We start from the raw sequence: 9,107 nt of genomic DNA, 5'->3' as shown, positions 1-9,107 counted from the left end.
GGGCCGTGGTCATCGCGCCAGGCGCTGCTGAACGGGATGCTCCTGGCCTCCCGGACGCCGCCGCGGCGGGCCGTGTGCACCAGGATCCCGCAGACCCAGGTCTTGAGCGACGAGCGGCCCTCGAAGGTGTCCAGCTTGTCGATCACCACCAACCAGGTGTCCTGGACCGCGTCCTGGGCCGCGACCTCGGTGGGCGTGTAGGTGCGCGCGAGGCGGGTGAGCACCGGGGTCAGGTCGGTCACCAGCTGACGGAACCGGGCCTCGTCACCGGACTGCAGCTGGGCCAGGAGCTCGCGCTCATCCCACCGGGGCCCGGCCCGGCCGGCGGCCGATGCGGTCATCGCCGGCCCGTCCCCGCCGGGCGGGTGAGCGACCCGCCGATCCCTCGGCTCGGACCGGCCGTCCGCAGGACAGCCGGGCGGTGGCCGGGGGTCAATGGTCCTCCTGGGAAAGGCGGCGGTGCGGACGGGTCTGACCAGCTCGGACGTCGTCGGCTGACGCCGGACAGCGCCCGGAACAGGCTGGTCCCGGGGGTGCCGCACTGTCAAGCGGCGCGGTTGCTCGGTCGGCGCGCCAGCCGGATGTCGCTCTCCCGCTCCACGTAGGACCACTCGAGGCTGCCGCGGAGCTCGGCGACGAGCTCGTCGAAGGCCGGCTCCTGCTCGGGGGCGAACTCGAACCAGGTGAGGAAGTCGAAGGCGCCCCCGAGGTCTCGGCTGTGGCACAGCCGACGGGCGATCGTGCCGGCATGGCGGGTGCCGACGCTGATGTGCTGGGAGCGCTCGGCCAGCACCGCGCGGCGCTCGTCCTGGGCGAGAGCCCACCACGCCGGGGACTTGCGGATCGGGATGAGGGCGGCCCGGCTGGCTGCCCGTCGACCGAGGGGCGCCTGGATGGCGGTCAGCGCGTCCAGCTCGGTGCGCCGGGTGTAACGACCATTGCTCACCCGACCGACCAGCGTCCACGTGGCCGCCTGGTCCGGGCCGGGGAGTCCGACCCGCTCGTGCACGTCGACCCGGCTCACCGGCGGCAACGGCGACCCGGTGATCGTCGCTGAGGCGGTGACCTCCCAGTGGCCCGTCGGGCCACCGGCGAACGCGACGAACGGTCTGTCCAGCGGAGTCCCCACCCCGGTCCTCCCTGTGCTGCGGATCTGTGCTGTGGATCCCGTCGCGCCCAGCGGTGCCGGTCCGGCACGGGCACGCGGCCAGGGGGTGCAGGGAGGACGGTAGGCGAGGTCGACGCCACAGCGCGCCGGCGGGCTGTCGACCCCTGGTGAACTCGACGGTCTCCCGAACGAAGAGGGTGTCGTTGGGCATCCGGAAGCGCACCGCCCCGTTGCACGGCCGTTGCTCCGGTCAGGCCGGCGTCCATGCGGCCGTCCGCCGCGAGGACGACCTCCCGCCGTGCGTTTCCAGATCCTCCGCGATCGACTCGGCCAACCGCATCGCGACCATCACCGTGGGCAGGTGGGTGTTGGCGGCCGGGATGTCCGGCATCACCGAAGCATCAGCGACGCTGATGGCCGAGTACCCGATCACCGATCCACGGACGTCGGTCACGGCGAGGTCGTCGTCGGGCGCACCCATCCGGCAGGTGCCGACCGCATGGACCAGCTGTCCGAGTCTGCCCGAGATCCACCGGTCGAAGAAGGATGGGTCGGCCAGCTTCTCAGCGTCCAACAGGCCCGCCATCGAGTGCTCGGTGACCAATTCCTTGAAGTCGGGTGTCTCGAGCATCTCGCGAAGCCACTGGACGCCGGCCCGGAACGCGTCCCGGTCCTGCTCGTCACTCAGCATGTCGAGGGATACCCGGGTCCTGGCGCCGGTCCCACTGCCCTCGATCGTCAGCTGACCGGTCGAGCGGACCGTCATCAGACAGAGGACCAGTGCGCCGGTGGCACGAGGCGACATGCCCCAGATCCGCCCGTGGACGGGCAGGAGATGGATGTCGCGGGCATTGCCTGGCGTGGAGGCCCGGAAGACGGATCCGATGGTCGGACGGGACCTGTCCGGGTCGCGGCAGTCGAGCACGAGATCGGACCTGATCGCGGCGTGGTCTCGAAGATTCCTCCCCAGCCCACGCCGATCCACCCCCGAACGGAGGAGGATCTCCGCGCTGCCGAAGGTTCCGGCGCACAGGACGACGTGGTCTCCATGGATGACCCTGCCGTCGTCCAGGCGCACACCGACAGCTCGTCGACCTTCGAACTCCACGGAATGGACACCCATGCCCCCGCGCACCTTGAGGTTGTGCCGATCGCGGGAGGGATCCAGGAATGCCTCCGCACTCGAGAAGCGCCCGTTCTCGTTCGCGGTGAGCCACAGGCGCCCCGCCCCGTCCTCGAGGGACGTGCGCAGGTCCAGGTCGGCGTCATGACCCATCGTGCCTGCCGCGCCGAGCAACGCCTGATCCAGCGGGGTCAGCTCGTCGGGCCCCACCCGGCGCAGCATCGGGAACAGCTGCTCCGCGTAGAGGCGCAGGTCCTGCCAGCCCCAGCCGGCGCACCCGAACTCGTCGCGCCAGCGGTCGTAGTCCGACGGCTCCCCCGGGAGGGCGATCATGCCGTTGACGCTGCCCGAGCCGCCGACTCCCTTTCCGCGCAGATAGACGGCCGCTTCCTCTCCCGTCCGGAAGGTGGCCAGCACGTCGGTCCAGAACGCCGAACCGTCGTCGACCGCGTCGAGGTAGGAGACCGACCGCAGGCTGTCGGGGCGAGTCGCGGCGTCCCGATCCACCCCTGCCTCGAGGACGAGGACGTCCAGCGAGTCCTGCTCGCTCAGCATCGCTCCGACGACGCACCCGGCCGAACCTGCACCGACGACAATGACGCTCACCATGGTCTTCGCCTCACTCGTAGGGACGGTCGGGCGGGAAGGGGTCTGACTGACTACCGGTGGGACTCCACGGAGACGATCGCGGTGGCGACCGAGGACCACTGCGCGAACTCGGGGACATCGGCGTTGACCGTGGCCCAATGTGCCGAGTCCATCGCCGCGCGGAAGGCATCGTCGTCCTCGAAGGTGATCTCGACGATCCCGTCCCAGGGCACGTTCTCGGTCACCGGGGAGACCTTGCTGTTCTGGGTGTAGGCAACGATCCCGGGCGTGGCGAGCACCATGTCGCGGTGCACGGTCCGCCAGTACTCGCGGGCCTCCTCCCACGGCATGTCGGTGCGGAAGGAGACGGTCAGCATCAACTTGGTCATCGTGGAACTCCTCGTGTCGGGCCGGTTGTGGCGAGCAGGACGTGTTCTCGTCGGATCTGACCGACGTCCTCGGCCTTGATCACGCGCATGGCCTGCTCGATGCCCGCGCGCATGACCTCGAGCATCTCGACGACGCCGTCCTCGCCGCGGGCAGCCAGCGCCCACAGGTACGCGCGCCCGACCAGTACCGCGCGCGCCCCCATCGCGATGGCCTTGACCACGTCCGCACCGCGCCGCACGCCGCCGTCCAGGAGCACCTCGATGCGGTCCCCGACCGCATCGACGACGCGCGGGAGTGCCGCGAGAGAACTGGTCACCCCGTCGAAGTCGTTGCCGCCATGGTTGGAGACCGATACGGCGCTGGCCCCCGCATCGCAAGCGCGGCGGGCGTCGTCGGGATGCAGCACTCCCTTCACGACGAAGGGAAGATCGGGTCCCCAGACCTCCCTGACCCACGCCACGTCGTCCCAGGTCGGCCGGGGGCCCCGGTTGAGCGCTCGCAACGCTTCGGCGAAGCCCCATTCCGGCCGCGATGTCGTGGCGAAATTGGGCACCAGGAGGCCGGGTAGCCCCCCGGCCCGCAGGAAGCCTGCGAGCCAACGCGGTCGGGCGAGCACCTGGGGCCCGAACCGCAACGCGGCCCGGACGTCGATCGACTCGAACATCGGGTCGGTCGGCCAGTCGACTCCCGGGTTGACCGACCAGTCCATGGTGAAGATCAAGCCGGCTGCGCCGGCCCGCCGGAATCGCTCGATGCGTTCCGCGATCTCCTCGCGCGTTCCCACCCAGTACAGCTGCGCCAGCGTCGAGGGATTGTGCGGAACGATCTCCTCGATGGCGGTCTCGGAGAAGTTGCTGACACCTATCGCCGTGCGTGCCCGGGATGCGGCTCGCGCCGCAGCGATCTCCGCGCGGGGTCGCACCGCCTGCGCTCCGACCGGCGCGATGATCACCGGAAGGCCGAGCTCCCTGCCCAGCACCGTCGTCCTCGTGTCCGGACGTTCGGGCTGGTCCCCCACCCGAGCGTCCAACAGGAGCTCGCGGAAGGCGTCGGTGTTCCTGGTGCGCACGTCGCCGCAACCGCTGCCGCCGTCGACGGCCAGGCGCACCGCCCGTGGCAGTCGGCGGTTCGCCCGCGCCTGGGCGTCGGCGACCGAGGTGAGCCGCCTGGCGCCCGCGGTCATGGGAACGAACGGCCAGGGGCGGACCCTGACCGGCTAGGCGAGACGGAAGGCATCTCTCGCCTCCTCGTTCGTGTCGATCCACACGCTCTTGGTCTCGGTGTAGTCGCGTAGCGCGTCCAGCCCGTTCTCCCGGCCCAGCCCGCTTGCCTTCACACCCCCGAAGGGGACGGAGGCGGTCACTCTGCGGTAGCAGTTGACCCACACGGTGCCGGCGTCGATGGCGTTGACCATGCGGTGGGTCCGGGCCAGGTCGCGGGTCCACACCGCGGCCGCCAACCCGTACTCGGTGTCGTTCGCCAGGGCGACGGCTTCCTGCTCGGTCCGGAAACGCAACAGACCGGCCACCGGCCCGAAGACCTCCTGGCGGGCGATGTCCATCTCCTGACCGACGTCGGCGAAGATGGTGGGAGCGAGGTGGTAGCCATCAGCCGTCGGAGCGTTCCCCGGTCGCGCCCCACCGATCATCAACCGCGCGCCCTGGGCCTGCGCCTTCGTGATGTCGTCGAGCACCTTGTGGTACTGGGTGCCCCAGGTCAGCGCGCCCACGTCGGTGGCCCAGTCGAACGGATCGCCCATGACGATCGAGCGGGTGCGCTCCATGAGCGCTTCGAGCACCTCGTCGTAGACGTCGTCCTGAACCAGCACCCGTGAGCCGGCGGTGCACATCTGCCCGGTGGCGGCGAAGGCGCCGGAGACGATGCCGTTGACCGCGAGGCCGAGATCGGCGTCGGCGAAGATGATGTTCGGCGACTTGCCGCCGAGTTCCAGGGACACGCGCGTCAGGTTGTCCGCGGCGGCGCGCATGACCGAGCGGCCCGTGGCGGTGGACCCGGTGAAAGCGATCTTGTCGACGCCGGGGTGCGAAGCGAGGGCCGCACCGGCCTCCCGCTGACCCGACACGACGTTGACCACACCCGGGGGCATGCCCGACTCGTCGATGACCTTCGCCAGCTCGATCGTCGATACCGGCGCCACCTCCGACGGCTTGATCACCACCGTGTTGCCCGCGGCCAGTGCGGGGCACAGCTTCCACAGCGTGAGCAGGATCGGGGAGTTCCACGGGGTGATGGCCCCGACCACGCCGACGGGCCTGCGCACCGTGTAGGTGAAGGTGTCCTTCATGGGCACGGGGATCGTGTCGCCCTGGAGCGCCTGTGCGGCGCCGGCGAAGTAGTAGCACCACGACGAGAAGGCGCGTGCGAGCCCCATCGCTTCTCGAACGACCTTGCCCGTGTCCAACACCTCGTGGACCGCGAGACGTTCGATGACGTCCGGGCGTGCCAGCGTGTCACCCAGCCGACGCAGAGCCACAGCCCTGTCTGCCGCGGTCGCCTGGCCCCACCCACCCTCGAACGCGGTGCGGGCGGCCCGCACCGCACGGTCGATGTCCTCGGGCCCGCCTTCCGCGACCTCTGCCCAGGCATGGCCGGTGGTCGGGTCGATCGAGGAGAACGTCCGCCCGCTCGCAGCGTCGACCCAGGAACCACCGATGAACAGCTGGAAGCGCGGCGGGCTGTCGTAGGGGTTGCTCAACCGCTGCTCCTGGGCGAGTTCTCCACTCGTCATGTCAATTCCTTCTGCTTCGGGGGAACAGCCTCTGCGATGACCCCGAGGTCCAGCAGGGTGCTGAGAAGCTCCTGCTCCACGCCCAGCTCCCTCAACACCCTCAGGGTGTCGGCCCCGGCCGCGGGAATGGACCCGGTCTGGGCCGTCGCCGAGGCCAGGGGTGTCCGGGGGAGCTGGACCCCCTCGGGGGTGGAGCCCCAGAGGCCCAGCTCGTCCATCTGCGGGTCGCATGCCAGGGCACCGACAGGCCGCACGACGGATACCGGCACGTTGGCGCTCGTGAGCCGGTCGACGACATCGTCGGACAGCAGCAGCGACGTCACCTTCTCGATCTCCTCGACGAGCTCTCCGCGGTTCCGCAGCCGGCCCCCGTTGGTGGCGAAGCGCGGGTCCGCGGCCAACCCGGGGTGACCGAGCGCAGCCATGGCACGAGCGAACATCACGTCGGTGTTGATGCCGACCATCACCATTCGGTCGAGCGCCCGCACGCCCTGATAGGGCGCGAAGTTGTGTTGCGCGGTACCGAGACGCTCCGGGTCGACGCCGGTGAGCTTGGCGGTGGTCAAATGGTGCATGAGATAGCTGACCGCCGTCCCCAGCATCGTCACGGGCACGTACCGGCCACACCCGTCCCCGTGGCGCTGGAGTACGGCAGTGACGACGCCGAGAGCCGCCCACATTCCCGTGCCCACGTCGATGACTGCTCCGCCGACCCGCGCGGGTTCGGCGTCCGGATAACCGGTGAGGTCCATCAGTCCCGAATAGGCCTGGATGATGGCATCGAAGCCGGCAACCCCGGCCATCGGACCGACGCTCCCGAAAGCGTTGATGCTGCAGTAGATGAGTCGCGGATTGATCTCGCTCAGCTGCTCCCAACCGAGCCCGAGGGCATCGGCCTTGCCAGGTCGCATGCTCTCCACGAACACATCGGCGTCCGCGACCATCCGATGGAGCAGACCGCGCCCTCGTTCGGTCTTGGCGTCGATGACCACCGACTCCTTGGACCGGTTGAAGGCCGCGAAGACCGTGGCGACACCGTCGGCCTGTGGGTGCCACGACCGGGAGACGTCTCCTCCGGGCGGCTCGACCTTGATCACGCGGGCACCGAGGTCGGCCAGGATCAGACTTGCGCTGGGACCCGCGATGTTGACCGTCAGGTCCACGACGGTGATCCCCTGCAGCGGCCGAGCGCCGGTGGCCTGCCCGGATGGTGCGCTGCTCCCCGGCACGGACGGGCTCATCTCGGGTCAGCCGGCGGGGCGTCGAAGCGTCCCGGCATCCGCGTCCCGATGGTGTCCTCCGGCCATTCCCGCGGGGCCCAGCGGACCACCCCGCCCACTCCGGTGGAGGGGTAGCCGAACTCCTGGCTGATCGGGACGTCGATGACGTAGACCGTCCCGGAGTCCACGCCGCGCTGGATGGCAGCCTCGAGCTGGGCAGGGTCTTCGACCCGCTCCCCTTCAGCTCCGTAGGCGCGAGCGAGCGCCGCGAAGTCGGGATTGTTCAGCGTGGTCCAGGAGGGGCGACCGTAGAGGTGGGTCATGAAACCGTTGTTCGCACCCAGCGCGCCGTCGTTGAAGACGACGACCGTGAGCGCGATGCCCTCCCGGAGAGCGAAGGCGATCTCGTTGGTCCCGTAGCCGAACCCGCCGTCCCCCACCGCGGCGACCACGTTCCTGTCAGGGACGGCGAGCTTCACGCCGAGAGCCATCGGGAAGCCGGCACCCAGGACGCCGGCCCCGAACGTGGTGACCAGGCGCTTGCTGTGCTCCGCCGTCGTGCCCTGGAAGATCCAGGCGGTGTTGTTGCCGGCGTCGGTGACGATCACGTCCTCCGGGTCGAGCACCGCCTCGATCGCGGCTGCCACCCGCCACGGACTGATCGGGGACGTGTCGGCCCGGCCTCGCTCAGCCAGCTCCTCGAGCCACGCCGCCTTGCTCGCGCTGACCTCCGTGTAGTACTCGCGGCTCTCGAAGGAGCGCGGAGCCCCGGTCGGACTGCCCTGGATCTCGTCGATGACCTGACGCAGCACGGTTCGGGCGTCGCCGACCACGCCCACGCTGGGGAAGTAGAAGTTGCCCAGCTGCGCGGGGTCCAGATCGACATGGATCAACTGCCCGGGCAGATCTGCGGCGTAGGACTGGGCCCAGCCCCAGTCCGACATGCGCGTCCCCACCGCAAGCACGACATCGGCCTTCGCCACCCACTCGTTGGCTGGACGCCACCCGATCGGCCCGGTCGATCCGAGGGCCAGCGCATGCGACTCGGGCAGGATCCCCTGGGCGGTGTGCGTCGTGGTGGTGGGCATCCCCAGCAGTTCGGCCAGCTCGCGCACCTCGTCCTGGGCCTGCGAACTGACGGCGCCACCACCCACGATGAAGGCGGGCCGGTCGGCCGCGAGCAACGTGGCCGCGATGTCCTTGACCACCTGTGCCGTCGTCCCCGACCGGTTCGAGGGTGGCTGCCATCCGAGGGCGACGTCGGTGCGCGCGACGTCGACGGTCAGATCGAAAGGGATGTCGACGAAGGCCGGGCCTGACGGGGTGCCGTGTGCGCGCTGGGCCGCGCGTTGGACGGTCTCGGCAAGCTTTCCGGGGCGCTCCACCCTGGTCGCGAAGCGGGTGAGCTCCCGCAGGACCTCGACATTGGGCATCTCCTGCATCGCCTCGCGGTCCTTGAAGGCCGCGTCCACGTTCAAACCCAGGTGGATCGACGGGATTCGCGTGAACATTCCCTCGTAGAGGCCGCCCGGAATGAGCATCGTCCCGCAGGTGTGCCAGATTCCCGCCGCGGCTGCTCTTCCCTTCATGAAATTGTAGCCATTGATGACGTGGGCGCCGCCGAGTTCGGTCGCCGGGTACATCGTGCGGATCCCCGGGTGGTCGCGCGCGGCGTCGGCCAGCTCCTGTGTGGTGTGCCCGATATAGCCCAGGACGAGTTCGACACCTGAGGCCTCGAGCGCCCCCAGAATTGCGTCGGCGCCACGCATCTGATCCACGTGTTTCTCCTTCGGATACACCTCAGCACGGACAGCCGAGTTGAGTTGGCCGACAGCGTATGGCCGTCCAAAGCCGGGCGAACACCCGCATTTGCAGGTGGTGCGCGAACCACTTCGCCCCGGGGTTCACGGGCGCTACGATGTGATGGCA

8 protein-coding genes are annotated in these 9,107 nt (G+C 69.8%); all 8 read right to left on the bottom strand.

The annotated features are described in order from the left end of the window. Positions 1-341, bottom strand: a 341-nt coding sequence (locus QZX79_RS14205) for an RNA polymerase sigma factor (RefSeq protein WP_294569145.1), incomplete at its 3' end; no start/stop codon positions are given. Between the two features lie 203 nt (positions 342-544). Beyond that, positions 545-1,129 carry a chlorite dismutase family protein gene (locus QZX79_RS14200; RefSeq protein ID WP_294569143.1) on the bottom strand — a complete coding sequence of 195 codons (585 nt, stop codon included), beginning with the start codon at positions 1,127-1,129 and terminating at the stop codon, positions 545-547. A gap of 229 nt (positions 1,130-1,358) precedes the next feature. After that, on the bottom strand, positions 1,359-2,840 hold the full coding sequence (locus tag QZX79_RS14195; protein ID WP_294569141.1) for a GMC family oxidoreductase: 1,482 nt from the start codon (positions 2,838-2,840) through the stop codon (positions 1,359-1,361). 50 nt (positions 2,841-2,890) lie between these two features. Then, on the bottom strand, positions 2,891-3,208 hold the full coding sequence (locus tag QZX79_RS14190; protein WP_294569140.1) for an EthD family reductase: 318 nt from the start codon (positions 3,206-3,208) through the stop codon (positions 2,891-2,893). Further along, complete coding sequence (locus QZX79_RS14185; protein ID WP_294569137.1) at positions 3,205-4,392, bottom strand: alpha-hydroxy-acid oxidizing protein; 1,188 nt, start codon at positions 4,390-4,392, stop codon at positions 3,205-3,207. The genes QZX79_RS14190 and QZX79_RS14185 overlap by 4 nt, the downstream gene beginning before the upstream one ends. Before the next feature lie 33 nt (positions 4,393-4,425). Next, positions 4,426-5,958 carry an aldehyde dehydrogenase gene (locus QZX79_RS14180; RefSeq protein WP_294569135.1) on the bottom strand — a complete coding sequence of 511 codons (1,533 nt, stop codon included), beginning with the start codon at positions 5,956-5,958 and terminating at the stop codon, positions 4,426-4,428. Then, positions 5,955-7,199 carry a CaiB/BaiF CoA-transferase family protein gene (locus tag QZX79_RS14175; RefSeq protein ID WP_294569133.1) on the bottom strand — a complete coding sequence of 415 codons (1,245 nt, stop codon included), beginning with the start codon at positions 7,197-7,199 and terminating at the stop codon, positions 5,955-5,957. Before QZX79_RS14175 ends, QZX79_RS14180 begins: the two co-directional genes overlap by 4 nt. Further along, a complete protein-coding gene (locus QZX79_RS14170) occupies positions 7,196-8,947 on the bottom strand; it encodes a thiamine pyrophosphate-binding protein (RefSeq protein WP_294569148.1) in 1,752 nt (583 codons plus the stop codon). The genes QZX79_RS14175 and QZX79_RS14170 overlap by 4 nt, the downstream gene beginning before the upstream one ends. Positions 8,948-9,107 lie beyond the last annotated feature (160 nt).

Origin of the sequence: uncultured Arthrobacter sp., assembly GCF_902805515.1 — a bacterium.
Lineage (GTDB): Bacteria > Actinomycetota > Actinomycetes > Actinomycetales > Micrococcaceae > Arthrobacter_D.
Note: the sequence above shows the minus strand (reverse complement) of the source record. Positions and strands in the feature narration are given on the sequence as shown.

Excerpts from the sequence above, each read along its gene's own strand:
- QZX79_RS14195 (WP_294569141.1), bottom strand. The coding sequence starts at position 2,840 with ATGGTGAGCGTCATTGTCGTCGGTGCAGGTTCGGCCGGGTGCGTCGTC.
- QZX79_RS14190 (WP_294569140.1), bottom strand. The coding sequence starts at position 3,208 with ATGACCAAGTTGATGCTGACCGTCTCCTTCCGCACCGACATGCCGTGG.
- QZX79_RS14185 (WP_294569137.1), bottom strand. The coding sequence starts at position 4,392 with ATGACCGCGGGCGCCAGGCGGCTCACCTCGGTCGCCGACGCCCAGGCG.
- QZX79_RS14180 (WP_294569135.1), bottom strand. The coding sequence starts at position 5,958 with ATGACGAGTGGAGAACTCGCCCAGGAGCAGCGGTTGAGCAACCCCTAC.
- QZX79_RS14175 (WP_294569133.1), bottom strand. The coding sequence starts at position 7,199 with ATGAGCCCGTCCGTGCCGGGGAGCAGCGCACCATCCGGGCAGGCCACC.
- QZX79_RS14170 (WP_294569148.1), bottom strand. The coding sequence starts at position 8,947 with ATGCGTGGCGCCGACGCAATTCTGGGGGCGCTCGAGGCCTCAGGTGTC.